The following is a 24,314-nucleotide window of genomic DNA, read 5'->3' as shown; positions in this document are numbered from 1 at the left end:
AATGCGGATCACCCTTTCCCTCGGGTTGGTTGCCCTTGCGTTTGCTTCCCTTTTCGTAGGGGTGATCGATATTTCGATTGGTGCGCTTTGGCAGGATCCAACAGCTTGGGAAGTTTTGTGGATCAGCAGGGGGCCACGCACAATTGCCGTTGTGATAACGGGTGGCTCTTTGGCCATCTGTGGTGCGATTTTGCAGATGTTGGTTCGCAACCGCTTTGTCGAGCCGATGACAACAGGCACAGGGCAGGGTGCTGCCTTGGGGATTTTGCTGGTTACTCTTGTCACGCCCACTGCGCCTATGCTGGCCAAGATGGGGATCGCCTCGCTCACGGCCTTGGCGACGAGCCTTGGTTTTCTGGCCATTGTTAACCGGTTGCCGCCAACCCAGCCGCTGATGGTTCCTTTGGTGGGGCTGATCTATGGCGGGATCATCGGGGCGGGTGTTACTTTTGTCGCCTATCAGGCCGACCTGCTGCAATATATCGACATTTGGATGAGCGGCGAGTTTTCGGGGGTTTTGCAAGGGCGCTACGAGCTTTTGTGGATTGCGGCCCTTGTTGCGCTTTTGAGCTATTTCGCCGCTGATCAGTTTGCAATCGTCGGCATGGGGCAGGCCGTTACGACCAACCTTGGTTTGAACTACCGTCAGGTCGTGGTAACGGGTTTGTTGGCGATTTCGATTGTCACGGCGTTGACGGTGGTGACCGTTGGTATGATCCCATTTGTTGGCTTGGTTGTTCCCAATATCATCGCGCGACTTGCGGGGGACAATTTGCGCTTAACGCTTCCCATGACGGCCCTTATGGGGGCGATTTTGGTTTTGGGCTGTGACATTATCGGGCGTCTTGTGCGTTATCCCTATGAAATTCCCGTTGGGTCCGTTTTCGGCGTTTTGGGCGCGGGCGTATTCCTTTGGCTTTTATATGCGCCCAAACGCCATGCTGTTTAGACGTCTAACCATCCTTGGGGCAGTATTACTGTGCTGCGTTACCGCCTATCTGACGCTGGGTTCTCGGGGGAATTGGGCGTTTGTTCTGCCGTTTCGCGGGAACAAGCTGGCAGTGCTATTGTTGGTTTCTGTGGCGGTTTCAACCGCAACAGTTCTGTTCCAGACCATCACCCAAAACCGGATTTTGACCCCTGCAATAATGGGGTTTGATGCCTTATACGTTCTGATCCTGACGGTGCTGATCTTTGTTTTGGGGGCGCCCGAATTTCAACGGCTTTCCGCGATTGGGCAATTTGCCCTGAACACCAGCCTGATGATGGTAGCTTCGCTGGTGCTGTTTGGAACATTGCTGCGCCGCAACGGTTCAGACCTGATCCGCATGCTGCTGACGGGCATTATCTTTTCGGTTTTGTTCCGCTCATTGACGGGGTTTTTACAGCGGATGATTGACCCAAATGAATATGCTGTTGTGCAGGTCAGTTCCTATGCGCGCTTTGCCCGTGTGGAGCTTGTTTTGTTAGGGATTGCGGCGGGCATTACCTTGCTTGCGCTTATCGCCACATGGCGGATGCGCTATCGTTTGGATGTTTTGGCGCTGGGGGCGGCAAGCGCGATCAATCTGGGTGAAAACCCAAAGCGCGCGCAGTTTGAAGTGTTGGTGATTGTGGCTGTTTTGGTCTGCGTCTCAACCGCTCTTGTCGGGCCGATGGCGTTTCTGGGCCTGCTGGTCGTGAGCTTGGCCCATCTGGTTACGCCCACCTCTAACCATAGCATCTTATTACCCAGCGCAGCCTTGATATCTGCGATAACTCTGGTTGGCGGGCAGATGGTTCTTGAGCGCCTGCTAGGCCTTAGCACCCCTTTGGTTGTCGTGATTGATGTTCTTGGCGGGCTTGTCTTTTTGTTCCTTTTGCTGCGAGGCAGATCCAAATGATAAATGTATCGGATGTGAGTTACCGTATCGGTAAAACAACAATTCTGGATCAGGTCGATCTGAACCTTCCCAAAGGCGGGGTCACTGCGTTGATCGGCCCGAATGGCGCAGGCAAATCTACGTTACTGTCCCTCATTGCACGGATTCTGCCGCTTCAGGATGGTACGATTGAGGTCGATGATCTGATGGTTGGGGCTTGCGCGAATGATGTATTGGCGCGCAAGCTGTCGATCCTGCCTCAGGCCAGTGATGCCGCGCCTTTGCTAACGGTGCGCGAGTTGGTCAGTTTTGGCCGCTATCCCTATCACAATGGGCGCCCCAGCGCCAAAGATGCCGCCTTGGTTGAACAAGCCATCGAAACCTTTGGCCTGACAGGGTTGGCATCCAGAAGGCTGGACAGCCTCTCGGGCGGGCAACGGCAACGGGCCCAAGTGGCGATGATTTATGCCCAAGATACCGACTACATTCTGCTGGATGAGCCGCTGAATAATCTGGATATCGCCGCGTCGCGCTCATTGATGAAAACACTGCAAGAGCTTGCCCAAACGCACGGCCGCACGATTGTGATTGTTCTGCATGACATCAACTATGCAGCGGCCTACGCTGACCGGATCATCGCCATGAAACAGGGAACAGTGGTTGCTGTTGGCCACCCGAATGAGGTGATTACAGCGGCGTTGCTAAAAGATGTTTTCGAAACAGACCCCAAATTGCACACCCTGAACGGTAAGGTCATCATCGAAGTCTAGCGCCTTTCGACACGCGTGGCACCGCCCCGAATAGGGGGCGATGCCGTTTGTTTTAGAATTTGATGGATGCGGTAAAGCTGATCGTGCGACCCGGATCAGTCAAAGGAATGACATTGCTGTTGTCGATCCCGTCCGAGCTGCGGCGCGAGAATTGCTCATCAAAGAGGTTATGCACATCAAGGCGAAGGTTCAGGTTTTCCATGTTCTTCGGTTTGAATTCGGCATAAACATCCACAACTTCATAGCTTGGCAAAACCGTTGCTGTATCCTCGTTCTTCAAAGCGATCTGCGCGGTGGCACCGACACGCCATTCAGGGTTCACATCATAGCCCATTTCCAGACCAAAGATGTGGCCCAAGGGGCGGCCAAGGTAATATGAGGTTGTATCGGCAACTTGGTCATCGACCTCTACATCGGCGTAGGTATAGTTCAACGTCGCAAAGCCTTTGACGCCAGTATAGGTTACCGAGCCATCAAACCCGCGCGAGCGAACATCGCTCAACGCGCCGCGGTCGCCACCAGATGGCAGCACCGCATTCAGGTCGCTGATCTTTGTGTCAAACACAGCCGCTTTTGCCGACCATGGGCCACGATCAAAACGCAGCCCCAAACGCAGGGATTCAGCGCGTGAACTGGTAAAGCCAGCATAGGTCCAATCCGTACCAAAGTTGATCAGCGAAGCTTCGCCCAGCTCATATCCACCCCAGCTGCTGGCGGCACCTGCGTTTAACGTCCAGTTGTCGTTCAGGACAACATCAACCGATCCATTCACGCTGGCACCACTGTCAGAGAATTCGCTGCCGTCTGCGGCGGTGAAATTCTGCCAGTCATAACGCGCACCATAAGATAGGGACACACGTTCACCGAGGTCTTGGCGCACCTGAGCGAACAGCCCCACGTTGGTTTGGTCTTCGCGGCCAGAATTGCCAAATGCACCTGGACCACGGCCAAAGCCCTCTGCGCTTTCGTCAAAGAAATCTAGGCCCGCATTCACGGTCCCGTTGCTCAGCTGGAATTCGTTTTTGAAAACACCACTGAAGCTTTTGTTCACACCGTAAACGCCAGATACGTCGATTTCCTGTTCGTTATAGCTGAGTTGAACAGTGGGGGCGAACCAGCCTTCTGGCTGCTCATCGGTATAGGTCAACGTATAGGATTTGCGCTGGGACAAGGCCTCGATCAGCGTGTTTGGACCCGCTGTTGTTCCTGCAAAATCGGGGCGGACAAAGAAAATGCCGCCTGGACCAGGTTGGCCAACACGCAGCCCGTCATCCGTTGTCTGTGACGCAGAAAAGGTCAAACGCTCGCCGCCTTGGCCAGTAAAGCCGAATTTGGCGATGTAATCCGTTAGGTCCGCGCCCGTCCCAAGGTTGGTCACCCCATCGGCGTCTTCATAGTCATCCCCCGTGGCGCGGGTGCCGCTGAGGAGGTATTCAAACCCGTTTTGTTGGCCAAACAGGGTCAAAGTGTTGCGAAACCCCAAACCGTTTGTACCTGCGGTAAAGGAATACATCCCGCCAAACGGATCCCCTTCATCCAAAAGGTCGCGGGCATCTTTGGTGGTATAGGCGATGGACCCTGCAAGGGCATTTGGCCCTTCATCAGCGGGGGCCAGACCTGCGCTGATTTCAACGGATTTCAACAGGGCAGGGTCAAGCAGCACATTGCCCGTGTGGTGGAAGGCAGATTTGTTCTGGCGCGCGCCATCAATGGTCACGGACAGCAGGCTTTCTTCGATACCGTTTACAAATACCTTCTGCCCAATCGGGGCGCCCCCGCTGGCCGTGATTGCAGATTCACCAGAGAACACATCAGCAACCGTAGCCGCATTTCTGTTTTCAATCTCTTCTTGCGAGATTTCATCATTGCCCAGAACGGCCTGTGCATCAGCCGTTTCAATCCGGATTGTTCCCAGATCAAAAGGGGTAGCATCCTGACCATAAGCAAAGGTCGCCGTGCTACACATTAAAAGAGAGAGCGCCAAGCGCCTCGCTGTCGATTGGTTCATTTCATTTTCCTAGCAGGTGTTTGCGGCTGGCTTTGGGCGCATGTGGCCAATAGCTTGCTGTTGATAGATATGCGGCGCGAAAGAAATCCGAGCCGATTTAGAGATAAATGCGACCCCTCTTTGTGAGGGGCCGCGTCCAACACTGAAAATTCAACGTCTTTGGGAGATTAGAATTTCAGCGATGCCGATATTTTAAAGGAACGTCCGGGTTCCAAGAGGGGGTTAACGGTTGCAAATTCCTGACCGTAGGTGGCGCGATTGGCATAAGTCGCATCAAAGAGGTTGTTAACTTCGCCTCTGATGGTCCAGTTCTCGTTCCGCTTTGGCTTCCATTCGACAAAGCCATTCACAACTTCATAAGAAGGCAAAGTGGGGCCTGCGCCACCTGTATCAAAGTCGTATGTGTTTGTTTCTGATAGCACGATCTGTGCATCCGCCCCGAAGGTCAGATTGTGCTGGGGAAGCGTGTGAACAACCTCAAGGGTTACAACTTCGCCCAGAGGGGTTGTGAGGTAGTTGCCCGAATATGAATCCGCTGTACGACCGTCGATTTCGGAGTCGATATTTGCATATCCGATCCGCGCAAAGCCGTTAGCCCATGCATATCCAAGGCCAAGCTCAAAACCGCGCGATTCCAGATCGGCTTGCAGGTCGGGGCCGCCGCTCCAGCTTGGCGTGCGGGCGTTATCGATATTGGTGCGGAACAGTTTCCCCGATAGATCCCATGCGCCAAAGTTTGCGTTTGCTGCGAGAAAGATGTTTTCGGATGTAACCGCCTCGATCCCGTCTTCGGGATAGGCCCAAGCATCATTCAAGATAAAGTTTTCAGCCAGCGGCACACCGCCCCAAACGCTGGAATAGCCTGCACTCAGGACAACATTATCCGTCACATCAAATTCACCGGATAGGTTCCCTGAAAACCCGTTGTCGGACGTTGTTTCACCATGCAGGTCTGTGAACTCTTGGAAGTCCGCGCGCAGGCCATAAGAAACACGGGCCCGTGGAGAAAGGTCCATACGTGCCTGAGCAAACAGACCAATGTTGCGGGATTTTTCAGAGGCCAGAATGTCATAGGTGCTATCCGTCACACCATAATATTCCAGCTCGGCTTCATCAGAGTAGAAATCGACACCAGCGGTAATGCTGCCATTGGGCAAGGCAAAGCGGTTTTGAATAACCCCGTTAAAGCTTCCGGTCGTGCCGCGGCTGAACTGGGTATCCTCATCGATGACCAAATCGGTTTCGCTATAGGCCAGTTTGATTGTTGGGTCCCACCAGCCAGTCGGTGTTTCATCTGTATAGGTGAACACAAAATTCTGGCGGTTGATGTCATAGTTGCGCGTCAGGTCAACTGGGCGGCCCGCTGTGATCAAGGCAATGTTTGCGCGGTAGGGGCGCAGCTCATCATCTGTAACCTGCTCCATAGAGAATTCGAAACGGTCACCAGATTCCGCTTCATAGGCGAGCTTGCCAAGGCCAGAAACGAGGTCTGTGCCAGAGCCGACAATATCTTCCCCCGAACCGTCACTGCGCAGATCACCATTTGCGATTTTGAGGAAGCCAAGGTATTCAAACCCACCTTTGCGGCCGTAAACAGACCCGCTTTTTGTGAAAATATTACCGTTGCTGTCGTATTCGGATTTAACAAATCCGCCAAACGTCAGGTCTTCGCCAAGGAGATCACCAACGTCACGCGTTTCATAGGCGACAGATCCCGCAAGCGCGCCCGCGCCCGCATCCGCAGGCGCAACACCTGGATTGATGCGCACAGCTTTTAGCAGGGCAGGGTCGATATAGGTGGTTGTCGCGTGGTGGAACACTTTGTTGTTCTGACGCGAGCTATCAATTGTCACGTTCAGATTGGTTTCCTCAACACCGTTTACATACAGCTTTTGCGACGCTGGGATCGAGCTGCCGACAGAAATTGTAGGCTCGCTTTTGAACAAGTCCTGAACATCAGCGGGATTTTGACGCGCGATGTCTTCGCTTTCGACATCCACCGCGTTGTCATTTTCGGAAGCGGTTTCGAGAAAAATCGTGTTCAGCTGAAACGAGTCTGTGGCCTGCGCCAAAGATGTCGATGCCCACAAAGAGGCAGTCAGGGTAAGAAGGAGACGTGATTTGTACATGGCAGCAGACCTAGAATTTGATCGTTTTCTTGGTCACTATGATTTTACATCATTGGCTGCCTAATAGGCGATCTAAGATCATGGGTTAGTAAAATACTCAACTATTATAAAGGCAAGCTTTCCCCGACTGTGCTGTATCAACAACACTGACCAAATGGTCACTTAAAATTTTAGCCGAGCTTAGGAATGCGCTTGGGTCTTTTCCTTCACACAACAACATCGCGGTCATTTGGGCCTGCTGTAGTCGCTGGTGGCGAATATGGCGAAAGCTATCTATCAGATAGCGTTCTTCGGGGGTGATGTATTGGCTACACCGACTGCAACGCGGATCGGTAAAGTTAAACGTATGGGGCCGCGCGTACCGCATCGCGTTCAGCATGCTAAGCGTCGCCTGTGAAATGGCCGCGCCGTGGGTTTTTGAATAAACGCTTTCGCAAAACCGATAGGCATGCATCCAAAACTGGGTCTCAGGCTGGTTGAAGGACACGAAAAAGACGCGGCAGGTTTCTAGCGTGTTACGTTCAATGTGGTCATATTCTTGATCCGCAACAAAGGCTTTTCGCTGCCCATTCGCTGTGTCGGAGGTGTGATCGTGATTGTGGTGAGGCTGCATGGTTTAGGCCTTTTCAATACGGGTCTGAAACGGGCCTTCCCGCAGCTAAAGAGCTGCGGGAAGGCATCGATTTAGAATGTGGTTGAGAGGGTCACCTTAAAGTTGCGCCCCGTTGCAGAACGTGTCGAAAGGCGCGGTGTGTATTCTTTGTCGAATAGGTTTTCTACACCGAACCGGATTTCGCTGCCCTCTAGGATACCTTGTTGCGGCTTATAGGTGGCGCGCAGGTTGTGAATAACCGATCCGGCAACTTCTTCGCTGTCGTTCTCAAAGCGCTTGTTGCCAATCATTTCCCAGCTCACATCAAGCTCTTCGCCGAATTTCTTGCCGAGGGTCAGCTGAAGCGTATCCGCAGGGACCCCGCGCCAATCCACCACGGTGCCTGATGGTTGAAATTCGGAACCATCCACAATGTTGGCGTTCAAATCAATGTACAGGCCGGATTCCATTGCATAGGAGGCTTCCAGCTCCAGACCTTCGGTTTCCACGCTGTCCGTACGTGTCGAAGCCGAGCCAGCGACCGTATAAGATGTCACATCCCAAAGCGCGGTTCTATAAAGGTTGCCTTTGATCGCAAAACGATCACCGTCACGGAAGATATTTGTCGTGTCATAAGAAGCACCCAGTTCAAACGTGCGAGATTTTTCGGATTGGGTCATGTAGATTGCGCTGCCCAAATCATCGATAATCGGCAGGTTTTCCGTATAGGCCGCGCTCCCAAACACCGCGAAACCGTTATCAAAAGCATAACGTAGGGATAGACCACCCATCAGGGCTTCGTTTGTATAGGTGGCATCATTTGGCGCGGTTGAGCCAGTCACCTCGGAATGTTCATACCGCAGGGCAGGGGTGAGCGTCCAATTGCTGCCGATCTGCATGGTATCAACGGCATAAACCGCTACGCGGTTATCCACACCACCGGGCGCGGAATCCGCATCAAGGCGCTCTTTGCGGGTCAGTTCCAGACCTGTGCGCAATTCATGGCTGATGATGCCCGTTTCAAATAGGGCTGTGTTCTTGATCGCCAGCTTGGTTGTTTCATAGCGGTGGTCCGCATTAACCGTACCAAAACCCCCTGTAGGGAAACCGCCAGGGAATCTGCAAGGGTTGCTTGGGTCATCGCAGGTAGAGCTGCCTTCAACATATTCTTGGTCAATCTCCTGATCGGCATAAGACAGCACAACATCAAGGTTTACAAAGTCGTTTGAGGGATTGAAGTTATAGGCCAACGCCGCTGTGCGCGAAGAGACTGTCCTGTCTACGTTGCCAAAAACACCCCCACTGGTTGAGAACGTATCATAGGCGACATCTGTCTCGTCTGTGTTGGATTCGTTGTAAGAAAATGTCAGCGATTGGTTGCGGTTTTCGCCGAAGGTATACCGCCCCTTTACCAAATAAGAGGGCAGGTTAAAGGCGCTTCCGCCGATGTCACTCCCATTGCCGCTGGTCTGAATATCCTGATCGCGCCACGTATAGTTTAGCAGCAGTTCCAACTGCTCTGAGGGTTGCCATGCAAGGTTGGTCGAGCTGGTAATGCCATCGCCGTTTGAGGAAAACTCAAGCGTCTGAGTGCCAACAAAACCGATTTCGCCGCCCGTAAAGTCAGACGCGTTTTTCGTTTCCAGCTTTACAACACCGCCAACAATACCCGAACCATATTCAAAGCTGCCGACCGTCCCTCTGATCACCTCAGCGGATTTATATAGATACGGATCAGTGAACAATTGGGTTCCAACGCGATAGATTTCTTCCGCACCAACTGACGCGCCATCCACCACAACCGCTACTTTCTGGTCGGTCCCAAAGGTCGAATTCGCGCCATACCCACGAATGTTAATCCCTGACCCTTGCGGCGTTGAGCCATTCACCAAATTCACACCTGGAACGGAATCGATCAGCTCGGCAATCGTTCCTGGTTGGCGGTCATCAATTTCGTCTTGATCAATTTCGGTCACAGCGGTTGCTGTGTCGGTCTGAACGTCGCGCTTGCTTTCGCCAAGCAGAATTTCACCCAGATCAACACCAGCTTCTTGGGCCGAGGCATTTGTGGCGCTGATGAGCAATACACAAGCGGTTGTAGCGCGCAATGCTGCGCGCGTGGTTGGATAAGACATTAGGTCCCCTAACAAACATGTCTATCGACTGTGCTTGCTGGTACGCTGGCGTGTCGTAAGTTGGAAAAAATTGGGCCAGTTAACTCTGGCGCTCTTGCGATTCCTAAATTAACCAACTAAAACTGTCAACAATGATCGATCAATAGCGGTCATAGCTAGCCACTCCCTCAATGCCAGCCATCTTTTTTGAACAAGATCAACGCTGAACCGAGGTTGTGCAAAATGACAAAACTATCGCCCGAAGATATCCGCGAAATGCGGGAATTCAGCCCCAATTTGCGCGCGCGCGACTTTGCCGAGCAAAACAAAATTTCCGAAGCCGAATTACTAGCAGCCCATGTCGGCCAAGGTGTGACGCAGCTAAAACCCCATCCTGATGACATCATGTGGGCCGCTCAGCAGCTGGGCGAAGTTATGGCGCTGACGCGCACCTTATCTTGTGTGCATGAAAAAGTGGGCGTTTACGACAACTACCACTCTGGCCAGCATGCTTCGATGGTTTTGAATGGCGACATTGATCTGCGGATGTTCCCCCAGCACTGGCAGCACGCCTTTGCCGTCGAAAACGAAACCGAAAAAGGCATCCAGCGGTCGTTGCAGGTATTTGATGCGGCAGGTGATGCCGTCCATAAAATCTTTCTGCGCGACAGCTCCAACAGCGGCGAATGGCAGGGGATCAAGGATAAATTGGCACTCCAAGAGCAGGCCCAACGCCTCGATGTTTCGCCTCGCCAAGCACCAGAAGCCCCCAAAGCGGATCCGGCAAAGCTGGATATCCTGCAAAAAGAGTGGGCGCGTATGACCGACACCCACCAGTTCCTGCGTCTTTGTTCCAAGTTAAAAATGAACCGCCTCGGCGCCTATCGGATCGCGGGCGCGCCCTTTGTGCGGGCCTTGGAAACAAGCGCGGTTGATCAAATGTTGAACCTTGTTCAGGAACGCGGAACCGAAGTGATGGTTTTTGTTGGTAACAAAGGCTGCATTCAAATCCATTCAGGCCCCATCGAAACGCTAAAGCCTATGGGGCCATGGCAAAACGTCATGGACCCCAGCTTTAACCTTCATCTGCGGTTGGATCACATCGCCGAAGTCTGGGCCGTGGAAAAACCCACCCAGCGCGGGATGGCTGTATCTGTCGAAGCCTTTGACAAGGATGGTGCAATCATCCTGCAAGTCTTTGGCGTCGGTCGTGAAGGGCGTGATAGCAGGCCCGCATGGAGAGAGATCGTAAAAACCCTACAGGGTTTGGACGAGGAGGCCATGGCATGATGCGCAAGGCTCTTTCCAAAATGGCCCAAATCCGTCTTGCCGCTAGCGCGGCTGTTCTGGCCGCCGTAACAATGAGCGTTGTGCCATCGCCTTTGAAAAGTCAGGCAAGCGCGCAGGACCGCGTCTTGTCTATTGGGGGCTCGGTAACGGAAATTGTCTATGCGCTAAAACAGGAACACCGGCTCATCGCGCGGGATACGACCTCGTCATTTCCAGCGGAGGTGATGGATTTGCCTGATGTCGGCTATATGCGCGCGCTCTCCCCCGAGGGAGTGTTGTCAGTTGGGCCGAACCTGATCATTTCCGAAGACGGGGCAGGGCCGCAGGAAACGATTGATGCGTTAGAGGCTGTCTCGATCCCGTTTATCACTGTTCCTGATGGCTATAGCGCGGAAGGTGTGATCGAAAAGATCCGTGTGGTTGGGCGTGCATTGGATGTTGATGCCGCAGCGGCGGTATTGGCCGACGAAATTGCAAACGGTTTCGAACAAGCCGCAGAAAACCTGAAAAAAGTCGATGACCCTAAAAGAGTCCTGTTTATCCTCAGCACGCAGGGCGGGCGCATTCTGGCTTCGGGAACCGAAACAGCAGCCCATGGGATTATCGAAATGGCGGGGGGCATAAATGCAATCACCAGCTTTACCGGCTACAAGCCTCTGACTGATGAGGCCGTTGCCCTTGCGGCGCCTGATGTGATTTTGATGATGGACCGGATGGGCGACCATCAAACCGACACGGATGAGCTGTTTGCGATGCCCGCGCTGGTGCCAACGCCTGCGGCGCGCGAAAAGGCGATTGTTCGAATGAACGGGCTGTATCTGCTGGGTTTTGGGCCACGAACGGCCCAAGCCGCGCTTGACCTCAACACCGCACTTTACGGGCAGTGAAATGGTAGCGATGTCCGACACCCCGTCGCGCCCGATAGATCGGATGCAGGCAGCGCGCCTTATGCATCTTTGGCTGGCGGCATTACTGTGCGTGATCAGCGTGGCCAGTTTGGCAACAGGGGCATCGGGCACATCTCTTTGGGGGGCGCTTGCAAAAATCGTCCAAGGTCAGCCCTTAACCCAAACCGAAGCCGTCGTTTTATGGGACATCCGTGCGCCCAGATTGGTTTTGGGAATTTGTGTGGGGGCAGCGCTGGCTGTCTCGGGGGCCGTGATGCAAGGGTTGTTTCGCAATCCGCTGGCTGATCCTGGTTTGGTTGGGGTGAGTGCGGGCGCGGGACTGGGGGCGATCTGTGCCATTGTGTTGGGCGGGGTGCTGCCGGCTTGGGTGGCGGCGCTAACAGGCACCTATCTTGTTCCCGTGGCCGCATTTTTAGGGGGCTGGATTTCGACCATGGTTTTGTACCGTGTTGCAACGCGCGGTGGGAAAACATCTGTTGCCACGATGTTATTGGCAGGCATAGCCCTAGGAGCCTTAGCTGGGGCGGCAACGGGTCTGTTGGTCTATGCTGCCGATGATAACCAGCTGCGCGATCTGACCTTTTGGGGGCTTGGCTCCCTTGCGGGGGCAAGTTGGGCAAAAGTTTTGGTTGGCGGACCTTTGATTGTTATCGCAATTGGCATTGCCTGCACACAGGGGCGGGGCTTGAACGGGCTTGCGATGGGCGAAGCGACAGCCCATCACATCGGCATTCCAGTGCAGCGCATGAAAAACATCGCCATTCTGACCGTAGCCGCAGCGACGGGCGCTGCTGTGGCAGTGTCTGGCGGGATCGGTTTCATCGGGATCGTTGTGCCCCATGTGTTGCGCTTGTGGTCTGGTCCAGATCACAGGACCCTGTTGATCAATGCAGCCCTGTTGGGGGCCAGCATCCTGTTGCTGGCCGACATGATCAGCCGTGTCGTCATCGCCCCCGCCGAATTGCCGATCGGTATTGTGACGGCTGTTTTGGGGGCGCCTGTGTTTTTGTGGATACTCCTGCGCAAACGCGGAATTATGGATATGTAAAATGATCAAAGCACAGCAAATTTCAGTTTCCTTTGGCAAAACCCCTATCCTTGAAAGCGTCTCATTCGAGGCGCATGCAGGCGAAGTGACCGCAATTGTCGGGCCGAATGGATCCGGAAAAACAACCCTCCTGCGGGCTGTCACAGGGGATGTTGATTATGGAGGTGTTGTGTCCTTGCAGGGGGCAGACATCAAATCCATGGCCGCATGGGATTTGGCCTCCCGCCGCGCGGTGCTGCCACAGGCCAGCACATTGGCATTCCCGTTTACGGTGATCGAAGTGGTTCGCATGGGATTGCAGCGCAGCCGTTCCAGCGGGTTTGACCCCATCGCAACAGCGGCCCTAATGCGCGTCGGATTAGAGAGCTACGCCAACAGGCATTATCAAGACCTTTCAGGTGGCGAACAGCAACGCGTTCAGCTGGCGCGGGTTCTCTCACAGGTTTGGCTGCCCTTCGAAGAAGGCATGCCACGTTGGCTATTTCTGGATGAGCCTGTGTCCAGTTTGGATATCGGCCACCAGTTACAGGTTATGCGAATCATGAAGGACTTTGCTCAGGCTGGAGGCGGTGTGATTACCGTTATGCATGATTTGAACTTAACGGCGATGTATGCAGATCGCGTTCTTATGATGTCGGGGGGCGAATTGATCGCCAGCGACACGCCGAAAAATGTGTTTACCGATGAAACCCTGTCGCGTGCCTATAATTGCCGCTTAAAAACCAATGCCCTACCGGAACACGGCGTTCCGTTTTTGCTGCCCCAAATGGCGCAAGAAGGGGCGTTTCAAAAGCAGGGTAATTGAGTATTCAAAGCGCGCCACATTTAGCTGACTAAATTAGTAAGTAATGTTGCATTTGGCGGAAAAATAGTATCTGAGTGTTTTTGTAAACATATCTGACAGGACTAACTATGAAACGTTCCTTTACAAAACTGGCCGCGACGTTGACCACCGCAATGGTCACTCTGGGCTCTACCGCTGCTTTCGCCGAAGGTGAGCTAAACCTTTATTCCTCGCGCCACTACGACACGGATGAGCGCCTGTATTCTGATTTCACAGAAGCAACAGGTATCAAAATCAACCGTATCGAAGGTAAAGCGGACGAATTGATCGCACGTATGGGCGCCGAGGGAGCGAACTCTCCTGCTGATATCTTGCTGACGGTTGATACATCCCGTCTGGAACGCGCAAAGGGCGCGGGCGTTCTTCAGTCTGTCGACAGTGATGTCCTAGAAAAGCGTATTCCAGCGAGCCTGCAAGACTCTGAAAACCAGTGGTTTGGCTTTAGCCAGCGTGCGCGCATCATTTTCTATGACAAAGCCGATGTTGCGAACCCACCACAGGATTACGTTTCGCTTGCAGATCCCGCTTACAAAGGCATGGTTTGCCACCGCTCGTCCTCGAACGTGTATTCCCAAACACTTCTTTCCTCTATCATCGAAAACCACGGTGAAGAGGCTGCCAAAGCTTGGGCGCAGGGTGTTGTAGACAACTTTGCCCGCGATCCAGAAGGGGGTGACACAGACCAGCTGCGCGGGATCGTGTCAGGCCAGTGCGATATCTCGGTTGCAAACACTTACTATTTTGCCCGCTCGATCCGCAAAGACGTTAAGGGCCTGCCTGCGGATGCCCGTGAAAACATCGGCTGGATCTTTCCTGCGCAAAACGCCGAAGGGGCCCACATGAACCTTTCCGGTGCCGGTGTTGCCGCACATGCGCCAAACAAAGAGAACGCGATCAAGTTCTTGGAATACCTCGCCAGCGATCAAGCACAGCAGTATTTCTCGGCTGGGAATGACGAATACCCAGCAGTGCCTGGCGTTTCCCTCAGCGCATCTGTTGCGGCTCTTGGTTTGTTCCGCCCAGACGCGGTGGACCTGAGCAATGTCGCCAAGAATGTACCGACAGCGCAAAAGATTTTTAACGAAGTCGGTTGGAAATAAATTCATAGATCGAAACAACTACGGGCAGTTCGTTGCCCGTGGTTTTTACAAAGCTGATATTACCTAGCCACGCCCACAGGCCAGCCCGGACAATTCCCGAACCTGCGGACGCTAGAATGACAAATCAGATAAATCGCGGCAGAACGGCCTTTCAGCCACCTGAACGCACGGCCTATTCCCACGCGGAAAACCTACGGGTTGTTGATCGCTGCCGCGATGAGGCAATGCAGGCAGGCCTCAGCGGCCACTACCTTTGCGACACAAATTTCGAACCGCTGTTGGACTATTTGCAAGGGAACAGGCCATGACCGCAATTACGAAACCACCAAGCAACCTTGCGCAGCTGCCTGAGAAGGATCTGATGCCAACATATGATGTGCGCGACATCGTCCAAAAGGACGGGCAGGCGCGTTTGGTACTGGATGAGGCTGTTTATACCTTGCGCATCACGCGGGCGGGAAAGCTGATCCTGACCAAATAGAGGAAAGGGGCAGGGGAGATCGAAAATTGCCCTGTGCACTACCCAATCCTTTGATCAAACGGGCGCTTTTGCAAGCCAGCTTTGGGCCAGATTGCGCGCTTCTTCAAAACGCTGCATTTGGGGGCTAAACCCCGCTTCCGGTTCAAACACCGATCGCGCCGCCTTTGAGGGGATTTCCAGCCCAAGCGCGTTACCAGCCATCTTTGCCGCGCCATATGCGGTTATGTCGCTCATTTGTGCGGCCTTGATGCTGCGGCCAGTGACATTGGCCAGAAGCTGGCAAAACCATGGGTTTGCAGACATGCCGCCATCGACCAAAACCGCGCCATTTGGGGGCACAACCTGTTCCATCGCTGCGCAGACCTCGGCTGCGCGATAGGCGATGCCTTCCAGCAGAGCCTGCATCATATCCGCCTTTGTCGTCCCAAGGGACAGGCCCAGCCATGTGCCTTTTGCGTTATTGTCCCAATGGGGGCAGGCCAGCCCCGCCAAAGCGGGAACAAATGCCAAACCGCGTTCCAATGCGTGACCGCAAAAGCCCTCCAATTCGGAAAATTCATGAAACAGCCCTAGGTCGCGGGCCCAGTTCACGGCAGCAGCGGCTGTGTGGATACCACCATCCAGCGCGTAAACCGTTTTTTGCCCCACCTCACGCCAAGCGACAGTCGGGGCAACGCCCTGCGCAAAAGGGGGGCAATCGGGGCCCACAAAAGTTTGGGCAAAGGCACCAGTTCCAAAGGTGAATTTGCTCTCGCCTCTGTGAGATACACCGTGCCCGTAAAGGGCCGCTTGTTGGTCAACAATTGCAGCGGCTAAGGGCAGCCCTTGCGCGGCTCCTAAATCCCCGCTGCAATCTGTGATCTTGGGCAGACACGCGATAGGGACGCCAAAAACCTCACAAAGCTGGGGGTCCCATTGGCAGGTTTCCAGATTCATTAGGGAGGTACGCGAGGCCGTGGCGACATCTGTTTCAAATCGCCCCGTGAGCTGATCGCGAAAAAACGCATCACTGGTCCCCAACGCAAGGCGACCGTTTTTTGCAAGGTCCGACGCTGCGGGGATGTTTTGCAAAACCCAACCCAGCTTGGCGGCGGAAAAATACGGGGATAGCGGCAGGCGGGCGCGCTGCGCTACGGTGTTCCCATGATGTAGTTCAAGCGATTTACAGGCGGCTTCGGTCCGGTTGTCCTGCCAGACGATCATCGGGCTGATGGGATCACCCGTCTTACGATCCCACGCCAAACAGCTTTCCCCTTGGTTTGAGAGGGCAAAGGCCTGCGCGCCTTGTTCTTTTCCAGCGTCAAGGGAGCGCCTGATATGGCCAAGGATTTCTAACGGATCATGTTCGACCCAACCCTGTTTTGGATAGATCTGTTTGTGGTCTGCGCGATGAACGGTTCGAACGCCGCCCGATACATCAAACAGCAAAGCCGTCGTTGAGGTCGTGCTTTGATCTATTGCCAGTAAGGTCATCTTCCCTCGTTCAAATTCCGCGATTAGGGAGCTGTCCCTGCATTCTTTTTGCTCAAAGCGCGCCCGAACGGTCAATGGAAAACGTATTTTTTGACCATATGGTCACAAATGTGTTGACTAATTGTGCAATCCTGCCGTCTGCTGTCGTTAAATATAAGTCTGCTTAAAAATCTAATTGGTCAAGAATTTGCTAGAAATACTAAAAGAGCGCTCATGCGAGTAAAGCCAAGAATACGGCTGATTACGGCAGCATATGATAGGGGCCCTTCTGCGGTCTGGTCATTTTCATATCCAAAAACTTCTCTCGTCGTGAGGCGCGCCTATGCCTAAGGCCATACAAATATATGTGCGGTGGATGGATCGCATTTCAAATCTGGTCGGCATTTTTGCCATGTACCTGATTTTTGCGATGGTCGGGATTTTGCTGCTGGATGCTGTAACAAGCGGGCTAAAAATCTATCTGCATTGGTGTATCGAATTGGCGCAATTTGTGCTGGCCGCCTATTATTTCATGGGCGGGGCCAAGACCATCAAAGACGGCGATCACGTGCGTATGGATTTGCTGTATGATCGGCTATCGGTACGGGGCAAGGCGGGTGTTGATCTGGTCACGATCTTTTGCCTGCTGTTCTACCTTGTCATCATGTTGATCGGGGGGATTTCATCCCTTGAATATGCCATCCAGACCGGCGAGCGGCGTTTTTCGATGTGGAACCCGTCGCTGATCCCGATCAAGGCGTTGATGGTTGCATGCCTTGGCCTGATGATCCTTCAGGTAATTTCAGAAATTTTCAAGCACATCAGTGTGCTGCGTGGCATTCCTCTGACGTTGAATGCGGGTGAGGAAAGCCAATAATATGAGCCATGAATTGATTGCTCTGACGATGTTTGCGTCGATGATGGTGCTGCTGCTGACGGGCCAGCGTGTGTTTGCTGCCATCGGGTTTGTCGCCTCGATTATGGTGCTTTTGCTCTATGGGAACGGCGGGATCGAAATCCCGTTTTCAGCGACTTTCAAGCTGTTCAACTGGATCCCGATGCTTACGCTGCCTTTGTTTATCTACATGGGCTATGTCCTAAGCGAGGCAGGCATTGCCGAAGATCTCTATAAGATGTTGCACGTCTGGATGGGGCGCATGGGCGGTGGTTTGGCGATTGGCACGATCTTTTTGATGGTGATCATCTCGGCCATGAATGGTCTGTCGGTGGCGGGTATGGCGATTGGCGCGACCATCGCTTTGCCCGAAATGCTGCGCCGTGGGTATGACAAAGTTCTGATTACCGGTGTTGTACAGGGCGGGTCTTCGCTGGGCATTCTGGTGCCGCCATCGGTTGTGATGGTGCTATTTGCAATGATCGCGCGCCAACCTGTGAGCCAGCTGTGGCTGGCGGGATTGGTGCCGGGATTATTGATGGCTGGCTTGTTTGTGATTTACGTTCAGTTGCGGGTCAAAATGAACCCGTCCCTTGCGCCAGTCCTAAGCGATGAAGAGCTCAACATCCCGATGTCTGAAAAGCTAAAGCTGCTTTCAGCGGGGATCATCCCTTTTGCGATTTTCTTTTTGATGACAGGCCTGTTTGTCATGGGGATCACATCATTAGTCGAAAGCGCCGCAGTCGGCGCAACCTCTGCCACAGTCGCGGCGATCCTCAAGGGGCGGTTTTCGTTCAAGATGATGCATGAAACGGCCAAGAAAACCCTTGGGATTTCCTGCATGTTCTTATGGCTGATCCTGGCAGCTTTGGCCTTTGGCGCGGTGTTTGATGGTATCGGCGCGGTGCGTGCGATTGAAAACCTGTTTATCAACAACTGGCAGCTGACCCCGTGGCAGGTCATCATCATGATGCAGATCAGCTTTGTTGTGATGGGCATGTTTCTGGATGACACGGCCATGCTGGTGATTGTTGCGCCGCTATATGTGCCCTTGGTCAAAACGTTGGATCTGGGTTTTGAGAACCAGATGATCTGGTTTGGCGTGCTTTACACCATGACCTGCCAGATCGCCTATATTACGCCGCCCTTTGGCTATAACCTGTTTTTAATGCGGGCCATGGCCCCAAAAGAGATTTCCCTTACCGATATTTACCGATCAATCTGGCCGTTCGTCGCGATGATGACCTTCACGATTGCCTTGGTAATGATTTTCCCACAAATCGCGCTCTGGCTGCCAGAGCTTGTGCGGAATTGACCACCTCAGAATATAATTCACCCGACAGGAAGGTTACTCGAATGACTGAAGAAACCAAGAATACCGCGTCAGATAAAGTTCTGGCAACACGTCGTAAATTTCTGACCACAGCATCTGTTGGTGCTGCGGCAACGCTTGCTGCTCCTCCGGTGATCGCCCAGCAGGGCGCGCTAAAATGGCGTTTGCAAACCTATTCTGGTGCGCCTCTGGGGGCCCATGTGATCAAACCGCAGATTGAGGCGTTTAACACCGCCGCCAATGGCGCGATGGAGATCGAGCTGTATTACGCAGATCAGCTTGTCCCCACGGGCGAGCTGTTCCGCGCGCTTCAGAATGGGACGCTGGATGCTGTTCAATCTGACGAGGCGACCATGGCGTCGCCTGTCGATATCTCGGTGTTTGGTGGGTATTTCCCCTTTGCCACACGCTATTCTTTGGATGTGCCTGCATTGTTCAATTACTATGGCCTGAACGAAATCTGGAAAGAAGCCTATGACGAGGTCGATAACGTCACGTGGCTATCTGCCGGTGCGTGGGATCCGCTGCATATCTTTACAAAAGACCCGATCAACTCACTTGCCGATATGCGCGGCAAGCGCGTGTTCGGGGTTCCGACGGCTGGCCGTTTCTTGTCTCAATACGGTTTGATCCCTGTGACCGTGCCATGGGACGATGTCGAAGTCGCGCTGCAAACAGGCGAGCTTGACGGTGTGGCATGGTGTGGCTTTACCGAAGCTTATGAGGTCGGCTGGGCCGATATCTGTAACTATGCGTTGACCAACTCGGTTACCGGTGCGTGGTTTGGCTCATATTTTGCCAATACCGAAAGCTGGAACAAAGTGCCTGCGCATCTGCAAGAGCTGTTCAAGATCACCATCGACCAGTCGCACTATTATCGCGCCCAATGGTATTGGGGTGGCGAGGCCAAACTGCGGGTTGAGGGCGATAAGATGGAGCTGACCTCGATCCCTGCAGAAGAGTGGAGCACAGTTGTCGCGGATTCCGAAAAGTTCTGGGATGACATCGCATCAAAAGGTGGGCGCCCTCAACGGGTTGTCGATGCCTTTAAAACCTATGCTGCGACCATGGAAAAAGCGGGCTACCCTTACCGCTAACCTATTGAAACTGGCGTATAGGGCGTATCTATGCGCCAGTTTTCATTCCCGACAAATCACAAACCAATCCTTGTGGTTTTACAAAACCAACCCCTCGTCTTCATAGGTGGCGCCCATAGCGTTTGCTTATCGTTCCATAGAGATATGGACAAATCCCAAGGCGTTAAATACGCATAAACGAGATACTCTTTAAGGTGGAAATAACATGCCCGGAACACTGAGTTTTGACGACCTGAAAGCCAAGGTCTCGGCAGGCGAAATTGATACGGTTCTTGCCTGTATTGTAGACATGCAGGGCCGCCTGATGGGCAAGCGCCTTGTGGCGCAATTCTTTGTCGATTCTGGCTGGGAAGAAACCCATTGCTGTAACTATCTGCTGGCCACCGACCTCGAGATGGCAACGCCTGAGGGCTACGCCTCAACCTCGTGGGAGAGCGGCTATGGCGACTATATCATGAAGCCTGATTTGGGCACGATCCGCCTTGCCCCATGGCAGGATGGCTGTGCCTTGGTTCTTTGTGACGTTTTGGATCACCACACCCACAAGGAAGTGCCGTTTTCACCCCGCGCCATGCTCAAAGCGCAGATCGCGCGGCTGGAAGAGCAGGGGCTATCGCCCGTCACGGCGACCGAGCTGGAGTTCTTCCTGTTTAAAGGCACCCATGACGAGATTTTTGCAAACGGGTTTCGCGATTTAACGCCGATTTCGAATTACAACGAAGACTACCACATCTTCCAAACCTCTAAGGAAGAATATGTGATGCGCCCCGTGCGCAATGCGCTGTATGCGATGGGCCTGCCGATTGAGGGGTCCAAAGGCGAGGCCGAGGTAGGGCAGGAAGAGATCAACATCAAATACGCCGATGCTCTTTTGACGGCGGATCACCATACATTGGCAAAACACGCGGTAAAGGAAATCGCCCATCAACACGGGGTGGCGGCGACATTCTTGCCGAAATGGCATCAGGACCGTGTTGGCAGCGCCTCCCATGTGCATCAATCCCTTTGGAAAGATGGTCAGAACCTGTTTCATGACCCAAGCCGCGAGATCGGTAAATCCGAACTGATGGATCACTATATCGCGGGGCTGATGAAATACGCCCATGATTACACCTATTTCCTTGCCCCATACGTGAACAGCTACAAACGTTTCGCCAAAGGAACATTTGCCCCCACGCAGGTTGTCTGGTCGGTAGACAATCGCACCGCCGCCTATCGGCTATGCGGCGCGGATAGCAAATCGATCCGCATCGAAATCCGCACACCAGGGGCGGATATGAACCCCTATCTGGCTCAAGCGGCAATCCTAGCGGCGGGTCTGAAGGGGATCGAGGAAAAGCTACCTTTGTCAGAACCGTTCAAGGGCGATGCCTATGCGAACGATGAGGAACGGCACATCCCGCGAAACCTTCGTGATGCCCGCGAAGCATTGCTGGCCTCGGACATGTTGAAAGACGCCTTTGGCGCAGAAGTCATCACCCATTACGCCCGCGCGGCCGAGGTGGAAATTGAAGAACATGAGCGCGTTGTAACTGATTGGGAAATCAGACGCGGCTTTGAAAGGGCATAAACCATGACAATCCGTTGCATTTCACCCGTTGACGGGTCTGTCTACGCTGAACGCGAGGCGCTGTCGCGCGAGGCGGCAGAGGCGGTAACAGCACAGGCCAAACAGGCGCAATCCGCATGGGCTGCGCGCCCGCTGGAGGAACGCATTGCCCTCGTTGAGGCAGGGGTGGCCCGTATCGGCGAGATGAATGATGACATCGTGCCCGAACTGGCATGGCAGATGGGGCGCCCTGTGCGCTATGGCGGCGAATTTGGCGGCTTTAACGAACGTGCCAGCCATATGGCCGCTATCGCGCACGAGGGGCTTGCCCCGATTGAGGTTGAGGATAGCAGCGCCTTTCGAAGGGTGATCAAACGCGTTCCCCATGGTGTGGTGCTGGTCGTGGCGCCGTGGAACTACCCCTATATGACGGCGATCAACACGGTCGCACCTGCGTTGATTGCGGGGAATACTGTTGTGCTGAAACATGCCTCGCAAACCTTGCTTGTGGGGGAACGCATGGCGGCTGCCTTTCACGAGGCGGGCGTGCCCAGGGATGTTTTCCAGAACGTATTTCTGGATCACCAAACAACGTCGGATTTGATCGCGGCCAAAGCGTTTGATTTTGTGAATTTCACAGGCTCGGTCGGGGGCGGACAGGCGATGGAACGTGCCGCGGCAGGTACCTTTACAGGTGTCGGGCTGGAACTGGGCGGCAAAGACCCCGGTTATGTGAGGGAAGACGCGGATCTGGATGCGGCTGTTGATACGTTGATTGACGGCGCGATGTTTAACTCGGGCCAGTGCTGTTGCGGGATTGAACGGATCTATGTTCACGAAAGCCTGTTTGACGCCTTTGTGGAAAAGGCGGTCGCGGTTGTTTCTGACTACAAGCTGGGTAACCCGCTGGACAGTGAAACAACGCTGGGGCCAATGGCGCATGTGCGCTTTGCCGATGAGGTGCGTGCGCAGACGGCAGAAGCTGTCACAGCAGGCGCCAAGGCCCATATCGATCCGGCGCTATTCCCCCAAGATGGCGGCGCCTATTTGATGCCGCAAATCCTGACAAACGTGGATCATTCCATGCGTCTGATGCGCGAGGAAAGCTTTGGCCCTGTTGTGGGGATCATGCCTGTCAAAAACGATGAGGAAGCGATTGCCCTGATGAATGACAGCAACTTTGGACTGACCGCATCGGTCTGGACCAAGGACGCACAGCGCGCCGAAGCGATCGCGGATCAAATCGAAACGGGCACGGTTTTCATGAACCGAGCTGATTACCTTGACCCTGGATTGTGCTGGACAGGGTGCAAAGACACAGGGCGCGGTGGCGGCCTTTCCATCATTGGCTACCACAATCTGACGCGTCCAAAATCCTACCATTTGAAGAAAGCCTGAACACATGAATTTGACGTCTAACTGGTCCTATCCCACGGCCATTCGTTTTGGCGCGGGGCGCATATCGGAAATCGCGGATGCTTGTGCGGCGGCGGGGATCAAGAAACCTCTCTTGGTCACGGATCGTGGCCTTGCTGATATGGAGATCACGCAACGCACGCTCGATTTGCTGGAAGCGGCAGGTCTGGGGCGGGCGATTTTTGCGGATGTTGATCCCAACCCGAATGAAAAGAACGCAGCAGCTGGTGTGGCGGCCTACCAGGCTGGTGGCCATGATGGTGTGGTCGCTTTCGGCGGCGGATCGGGGCTTGATCTGGCAAAGGTCGTGGCATTCCATGCAGGCCAAACCCGCCCGCTGTGGGATTTTGAGGATATTGGCGATTGGTGGACGCGCGCGGATGCGGATGCCATTGCCCCTGTAGTTGCAGTCCCAACAACGGCTGGGACGGGGTCCGAAGTAGGGCGTGCTTCGGTCATCACCAATTCGGAAACCGAGCAGAAAAAGATCATCTTCCATCCCAAAATGCTTCCCGCAGTTGTGATCTGTGACCCCGAACTTACCGTAGGGATGCCATCGTTCATTACAGCCGGTACCGGATTGGATGCCTTTGCCCACTGTGTCGAGGCGTATTGTTCACCCCATTACCATCCGATGTCGCAGGGCATGGCCCTAGAGGGGATGCGTTTGGTCAAAGAATACCTGCCGCGCGCCTATGCCGATGGGACAGACATTGAGGCCCGAGCCCATATGATGAGCGCGGCTGCTATGGGGGCGACCGCCTTTCAAAAGGGCCTTGGCGCGATCCACGCGTTGTCGCATCCCATTGGGGCAATCTATCACACGCACCACGGCACAACCAATGCGGTCTGCATGCCAGCGGTGCTGCAATTCAACAAACCCGCCATCACCGAAGTGATTGGCCATGCCGCCAATTACCTGGGGATTGCGGGCGGGTTTGACGGGTTCTGTACCTTTGTTGATGATCTCAATGCCTCAATGGCGATCCCGAAAACGCTTACTGAATTGGGCGTTCAAGATCCCGATATTGACCGCATCGTCGCAGGCGCGCTGATTGACCCCAGCACCGGCGGTAACCCGATCGAAATGACCAAGGAAAACACAACCAAATTGCTGATGGCCTGCCTATAAGCGGCAAAGGCCAGAACGCGACCAAAGGCGCGAAACTGCCCTAGCGCAAGCTGGGGCAGTGATGCCTGTTTTTTACCAAAGAGTGAAACACGGTTAGACACGTCGAAAATGACGGATAATAAATTTTTGAAAAAGGGTACCCGCAAAATATAGCGCGGGTATTTTGAAAAGTATGAATAAAATTTTAGTGGTCTAAGAGTGTTTCGAGGTTGAAAATGGGTCCAACACATCGAATGCTAGGCCACGCGTTAACCTCTCACATTGGCAGCAATGGTGTTATCGTCTTGCTGTGCT

The 24,314-nt window shown here is 53.8% G+C and carries 21 protein-coding genes; 16 read left to right on the top strand and 5 right to left on the bottom strand.

All coding sequences use genetic code 11. The features are described 5' to 3' along the window. Window position 1 precedes the first annotated feature (1 nt). From Z948_RS0116435 to Z948_RS0116425, 3 genes are read left to right on the top strand one after another with little or no spacing between them, the layout of a single operon-like run. Entirely contained in the window at window positions 2-949 is a 948-nt protein-coding gene (locus Z948_RS0116435) for an ABC transporter permease (protein ID WP_025060641.1), read from the top strand. Continuing rightward, complete coding sequence (locus Z948_RS0116430; RefSeq protein ID WP_025060640.1) at window positions 939-1,883, top strand: iron chelate uptake ABC transporter family permease subunit; 945 nt, start codon at window positions 939-941, stop codon at window positions 1,881-1,883. The genes Z948_RS0116435 and Z948_RS0116430 overlap by 11 nt, the downstream gene beginning before the upstream one ends. Further along, the gene (locus Z948_RS0116425) at window positions 1,880-2,632 is read left to right on the top strand and encodes an iron ABC transporter ATP-binding protein (protein WP_025060639.1); all 753 of its coding nucleotides are present in this window, start codon (window positions 1,880-1,882) and stop codon (window positions 2,630-2,632) included. The genes Z948_RS0116430 and Z948_RS0116425 overlap by 4 nt, the downstream gene beginning before the upstream one ends. A 52-nt stretch (window positions 2,633-2,684) precedes the next feature. Here Z948_RS0116425 and Z948_RS0116420 read toward each other — a convergent pair whose 3' ends face one another. The 4 genes from Z948_RS0116420 to Z948_RS0116405 form a co-directional block, all read right to left on the bottom strand. Next, the gene (locus Z948_RS0116420) at window positions 2,685-4,640 is read right to left on the bottom strand and encodes a TonB-dependent receptor domain-containing protein (protein WP_025060638.1); all 1,956 of its coding nucleotides are present in this window, start codon (window positions 4,638-4,640) and stop codon (window positions 2,685-2,687) included. Between the two features lie 167 nt (window positions 4,641-4,807). After that, on the bottom strand, window positions 4,808-6,769 hold the full coding sequence (locus tag Z948_RS0116415; protein ID WP_025060637.1) for a TonB-dependent receptor domain-containing protein: 1,962 nt from the start codon (window positions 6,767-6,769) through the stop codon (window positions 4,808-4,810). A gap of 97 nt (window positions 6,770-6,866) precedes the next feature. Further along, on the bottom strand, window positions 6,867-7,382 hold the full coding sequence (locus tag Z948_RS0116410) for a hypothetical protein (protein ID WP_025060636.1): 516 nt from the start codon (window positions 7,380-7,382) through the stop codon (window positions 6,867-6,869). Window positions 7,383-7,453: 71 nt separating this feature from the next. Further along, window positions 7,454-9,496 (bottom strand): TonB-dependent receptor domain-containing protein, encoded by a 2,043-nt coding sequence (locus tag Z948_RS0116405; protein ID WP_025060635.1) that lies wholly within the window; start codon window positions 9,494-9,496, stop codon window positions 7,454-7,456. 222 nt (window positions 9,497-9,718) lie between these two features. Here Z948_RS0116405 and Z948_RS0116400 point away from each other — a divergent pair, with 222 nt between their 5' ends. The 7 genes from Z948_RS0116400 to hemP all read left to right on the top strand — a co-directional run bounded on the left by Z948_RS0116400 (window position 9,719) and on the right by hemP (window position 15,146). Beyond that, window positions 9,719-10,765 carry a hemin-degrading factor gene (locus Z948_RS0116400; RefSeq protein ID WP_037952343.1) on the top strand — a complete coding sequence of 349 codons (1,047 nt, stop codon included), beginning with the start codon at window positions 9,719-9,721 and terminating at the stop codon, window positions 10,763-10,765. After that, a complete protein-coding gene (locus Z948_RS0116395) occupies window positions 10,762-11,652 on the top strand; it encodes a heme/hemin ABC transporter substrate-binding protein (protein ID WP_245604589.1) in 891 nt (296 codons plus the stop codon). Before Z948_RS0116400 ends, Z948_RS0116395 begins: the two co-directional genes overlap by 4 nt. 1 nt (window position 11,653) lies before the next feature. Beyond that, window positions 11,654-12,721, top strand: a complete 1,068-nt coding sequence (locus Z948_RS0116390) for a FecCD family ABC transporter permease (protein ID WP_025060632.1) — start codon at window positions 11,654-11,656, stop codon at window positions 12,719-12,721. Between the two features lies 1 nt (window position 12,722). Further along, complete coding sequence (locus Z948_RS0116385) at window positions 12,723-13,526, top strand: heme ABC transporter ATP-binding protein (RefSeq protein WP_025060631.1); 804 nt, start codon at window positions 12,723-12,725, stop codon at window positions 13,524-13,526. A 152-nt stretch (window positions 13,527-13,678) separates the two neighbouring features. Then, window positions 13,679-14,665 (top strand): extracellular solute-binding protein, encoded by a 987-nt coding sequence (locus Z948_RS0116380; RefSeq protein WP_425427156.1) that lies wholly within the window; start codon window positions 13,679-13,681, stop codon window positions 14,663-14,665. A 116-nt stretch (window positions 14,666-14,781) separates the two neighbouring features. After that, complete coding sequence (locus Z948_RS0116375) at window positions 14,782-14,973, top strand: hypothetical protein (protein ID WP_025060629.1); 192 nt, start codon at window positions 14,782-14,784, stop codon at window positions 14,971-14,973. Beyond that, window positions 14,970-15,146, top strand: a complete 177-nt coding sequence (gene hemP, locus Z948_RS18815; protein ID WP_081784072.1) for a hemin uptake protein HemP — start codon at window positions 14,970-14,972, stop codon at window positions 15,144-15,146. The genes Z948_RS0116375 and hemP overlap by 4 nt, the downstream gene beginning before the upstream one ends. Before the next feature lie 54 nt (window positions 15,147-15,200). On the opposite strand, the gene Z948_RS0116365 is transcribed toward hemP, so the two are convergent. After that, on the bottom strand, window positions 15,201-16,619 hold the full coding sequence (locus Z948_RS0116365; RefSeq protein ID WP_025060628.1) for an FGGY family carbohydrate kinase: 1,419 nt from the start codon (window positions 16,617-16,619) through the stop codon (window positions 15,201-15,203). A 322-nt stretch (window positions 16,620-16,941) separates the two neighbouring features. Here Z948_RS0116365 and Z948_RS0116360 point away from each other — a divergent pair, with 322 nt between their 5' ends. From Z948_RS0116360 to Z948_RS0116335, 6 genes are all read left to right on the top strand, one after another. After that, entirely contained in the window at window positions 16,942-17,475 is a 534-nt protein-coding gene (locus Z948_RS0116360) for a TRAP transporter small permease subunit (protein ID WP_025060627.1), read from the top strand. A 1-nt stretch (window position 17,476) separates the two neighbouring features. Then, a complete protein-coding gene (locus Z948_RS0116355) occupies window positions 17,477-18,808 on the top strand; it encodes a TRAP transporter large permease (RefSeq protein WP_025060626.1) in 1,332 nt (443 codons plus the stop codon). Between the two features lie 80 nt (window positions 18,809-18,888). Then, window positions 18,889-19,923, top strand: a complete 1,035-nt coding sequence (locus Z948_RS0116350) for a type 2 periplasmic-binding domain-containing protein (RefSeq protein ID WP_211250519.1) — start codon at window positions 18,889-18,891, stop codon at window positions 19,921-19,923. A gap of 205 nt (window positions 19,924-20,128) precedes the next feature. Further along, the gene (locus Z948_RS0116345) at window positions 20,129-21,493 is read left to right on the top strand and encodes a glutamine synthetase family protein (RefSeq protein ID WP_025060624.1); all 1,365 of its coding nucleotides are present in this window, start codon (window positions 20,129-20,131) and stop codon (window positions 21,491-21,493) included. Window positions 21,494-21,496: 3 nt separating this feature from the next. After that, window positions 21,497-22,870 (top strand): aldehyde dehydrogenase family protein, encoded by a 1,374-nt coding sequence (locus Z948_RS0116340; RefSeq protein ID WP_025060623.1) that lies wholly within the window; start codon window positions 21,497-21,499, stop codon window positions 22,868-22,870. 4 nt (window positions 22,871-22,874) lie between these two features. Then, window positions 22,875-24,020, top strand: coding sequence for an iron-containing alcohol dehydrogenase (locus Z948_RS0116335; protein WP_025060622.1), 1,146 nt, complete (start codon window positions 22,875-22,877; stop codon window positions 24,018-24,020). Window positions 24,021-24,314 lie beyond the last annotated feature (294 nt).

Origin of the sequence: Sulfitobacter donghicola DSW-25 = KCTC 12864 = JCM 14565, assembly GCF_000622405.1 — a bacterium.
Taxonomy (GTDB): domain Bacteria; phylum Pseudomonadota; class Alphaproteobacteria; order Rhodobacterales; family Rhodobacteraceae; genus Sulfitobacter; species Sulfitobacter donghicola.
Note: the sequence above shows the minus strand (reverse complement) of the source record. Positions and strands in the feature narration are given on the sequence as shown.

Excerpts from the sequence above, each read along its gene's own strand:
- Z948_RS0116410 (WP_025060636.1), bottom strand. The coding sequence starts at position 7,382 with ATGCAGCCTCACCACAATCACGATCACACCTCCGACACAGCGAATGGG.
- Z948_RS0116430 (WP_025060640.1), top strand. The coding sequence starts at position 939 with ATGCTGTTTAGACGTCTAACCATCCTTGGGGCAGTATTACTGTGCTGC.
- Z948_RS0116385 (WP_025060631.1), top strand. The coding sequence starts at position 12,723 with ATGATCAAAGCACAGCAAATTTCAGTTTCCTTTGGCAAAACCCCTATC.
- Z948_RS0116420 (WP_025060638.1), bottom strand. The coding sequence starts at position 4,640 with ATGAACCAATCGACAGCGAGGCGCTTGGCGCTCTCTCTTTTAATGTGT.
- Z948_RS0116340 (WP_025060623.1), top strand. The coding sequence starts at position 21,497 with ATGACAATCCGTTGCATTTCACCCGTTGACGGGTCTGTCTACGCTGAA.
- hemP (WP_081784072.1), top strand. The coding sequence starts at position 14,970 with ATGACCGCAATTACGAAACCACCAAGCAACCTTGCGCAGCTGCCTGAG.
- Z948_RS0116390 (WP_025060632.1), top strand. The coding sequence starts at position 11,654 with ATGGTAGCGATGTCCGACACCCCGTCGCGCCCGATAGATCGGATGCAG.
- Z948_RS0116345 (WP_025060624.1), top strand. The coding sequence starts at position 20,129 with ATGCCCGGAACACTGAGTTTTGACGACCTGAAAGCCAAGGTCTCGGCA.
- Z948_RS0116335 (WP_025060622.1), top strand. The coding sequence starts at position 22,875 with ATGAATTTGACGTCTAACTGGTCCTATCCCACGGCCATTCGTTTTGGC.
- Z948_RS0116380 (WP_425427156.1), top strand. The coding sequence starts at position 13,679 with ATGGTCACTCTGGGCTCTACCGCTGCTTTCGCCGAAGGTGAGCTAAAC.
- Z948_RS0116375 (WP_025060629.1), top strand. The coding sequence starts at position 14,782 with ATGACAAATCAGATAAATCGCGGCAGAACGGCCTTTCAGCCACCTGAA.
- Z948_RS0116400 (WP_037952343.1), top strand. The coding sequence starts at position 9,719 with ATGACAAAACTATCGCCCGAAGATATCCGCGAAATGCGGGAATTCAGC.
- Z948_RS0116360 (WP_025060627.1), top strand. The coding sequence starts at position 16,942 with ATGCCTAAGGCCATACAAATATATGTGCGGTGGATGGATCGCATTTCA.
- Z948_RS0116395 (WP_245604589.1), top strand. The coding sequence starts at position 10,762 with ATGATGCGCAAGGCTCTTTCCAAAATGGCCCAAATCCGTCTTGCCGCT.
- Z948_RS0116435 (WP_025060641.1), top strand. The coding sequence starts at position 2 with ATGCGGATCACCCTTTCCCTCGGGTTGGTTGCCCTTGCGTTTGCTTCC.
- Z948_RS0116355 (WP_025060626.1), top strand. The coding sequence starts at position 17,477 with ATGAGCCATGAATTGATTGCTCTGACGATGTTTGCGTCGATGATGGTG.
- Z948_RS0116415 (WP_025060637.1), bottom strand. The coding sequence starts at position 6,769 with ATGTACAAATCACGTCTCCTTCTTACCCTGACTGCCTCTTTGTGGGCA.
- Z948_RS0116365 (WP_025060628.1), bottom strand. The coding sequence starts at position 16,619 with ATGACCTTACTGGCAATAGATCAAAGCACGACCTCAACGACGGCTTTG.
- Z948_RS0116425 (WP_025060639.1), top strand. The coding sequence starts at position 1,880 with ATGATAAATGTATCGGATGTGAGTTACCGTATCGGTAAAACAACAATT.
- Z948_RS0116405 (WP_025060635.1), bottom strand. The coding sequence starts at position 9,496 with ATGTCTTATCCAACCACGCGCGCAGCATTGCGCGCTACAACCGCTTGT.